Below are 1420 nucleotides of genomic sequence, written 5' to 3'. Positions count from 1 at the left end.
TGTCTTGTCCTGAAATAGGTTTACACAATCGATGTAAATCAAAATGGATAAAAAGAAGAATGCACCAATTCGGCATGGAAATGAGATTTCGGTGGCAGAACGTCACCAAATGATTCAAGAATATCTCTCTGGAGGTTACACAAAACAAGAGATCTGGTATAAGTATACAGGAAAAACAGAGGAGCATGGCGGGTTATTGAAATGGATGCGAATGTATGGCTATATTGATGATGAGATCAAAAGAAGGCCTAGATTTACTCCAATAATTAATTTCCCGATCATGGATAATTCTGAAGACTTAAATAAATCCGAGCTGGTTGCTAGAATTAAGCAACTGGAAAAGGAGCTTCAGGACACTAAACTGAGGGAAGAAGGCTATCGAGTAATGGTAGAAATAGCAGAGAAAACCTTCAAAATACCTATCTCAAAAAAGTCAGACACCAAGTAATTACCACCTTAAAGGATAGACACTCTCGAATTTCACTGGGTCGTTTGTGTCAATTATTTGGTATTACCAGACAATCCTACTACCAGCATTACTGGCATCAGCAAATGAATAATTTTGAAAAGGAGCTGATCATTAGAGAAGTATTGCGAATAAGACAAACTCACAGAAGAATGGGAGGCAGAAAGCTCTATGAACTATTAGAACCATTCATGCTCGAACATCAAATAAAAATGGGTAGGGATGCGCTTTTCGATGCATTAGCATCCAATAACTTGTTAGTCAAGAGAAGAAAGCGGAAGGTTTATACAACTCAATCGTTTCACTGGTTACGTAAATACCCCAACCAGATCCGAGGGTTTATTCCAAGTAAATCAAATGAGCTCTGGGTAAGTGACATTACCTATTGGAAAATCGAATCTGGATACCTGTATATCAGTTTTGTGACTGATGCATACTCCAGAAAGGTTGTAGGTTACCAGGTTGCAGAAACGTTAGAATCAATAGAGACAGTTAAAGCTCTAAGAATGGCTATTGATAATAGTAAAGAGTCACTGATCAACTTAATACATCATTCAGATCGGGGTATTCAATACTGTTCATCATCATATGTTTCTCTGTTACAAAGAAACGGGATAACAATATCTATGACTGAGAATGGGGATCCTCTGGAAAACTCAATTGCTGAAAGAGTTAACGGAATCATTAAGAATGAATACCTGGAATGCTATCAGGTTGATACACTTAAAGTAGCTAAACAATTACTGGATCAAGTTATTGAGGTATACAACCATGAGAGACCTCATATGAGTCTAGGAAACCTAACACCAAATCAGGTTCATGAAAATCCTTCACTAAAAGTTGAATCTCTATGGAAACAAAGACAAATTGTAAGTCTATTACAGGACAATCGAAAATTGTAAATTAATAATAGGACTGTATGTTAAACCTGTAAACTTATTTTAGGACGATACA

At 36.6% G+C, this 1420-nt stretch carries 2 protein-coding genes; both read left to right on the top strand.

The genetic code is table 11. The annotated features are described in order from the left end of the window. Window positions 1-43: 43 nt before the first annotated feature. A complete protein-coding gene (locus tag NXS00_RS26850; RefSeq protein WP_258102387.1) occupies window positions 44-448 on the top strand; it encodes a hypothetical protein in 405 nt (134 codons plus the stop codon). Beyond that, window positions 448-1368: an IS3 family transposase gene (locus NXS00_RS26845; RefSeq protein ID WP_258102388.1), complete on the top strand. Its 921-nt coding sequence runs from the start codon at window positions 448-450 to the stop codon at window positions 1366-1368. Before NXS00_RS26850 ends, NXS00_RS26845 begins: the two co-directional genes overlap by 1 nt. The last annotated feature ends 52 nt before the right edge of the window (window positions 1369-1420 follow it).

It is taken from the genome of Marinoscillum pacificum, assembly GCF_024714495.1.
Classification (GTDB): Bacteria; Bacteroidota; Bacteroidia; order Cytophagales; family Cyclobacteriaceae; genus Marinoscillum; species Marinoscillum pacificum.
This window is presented reverse-complemented; position numbering and strand designations above follow the sequence as displayed.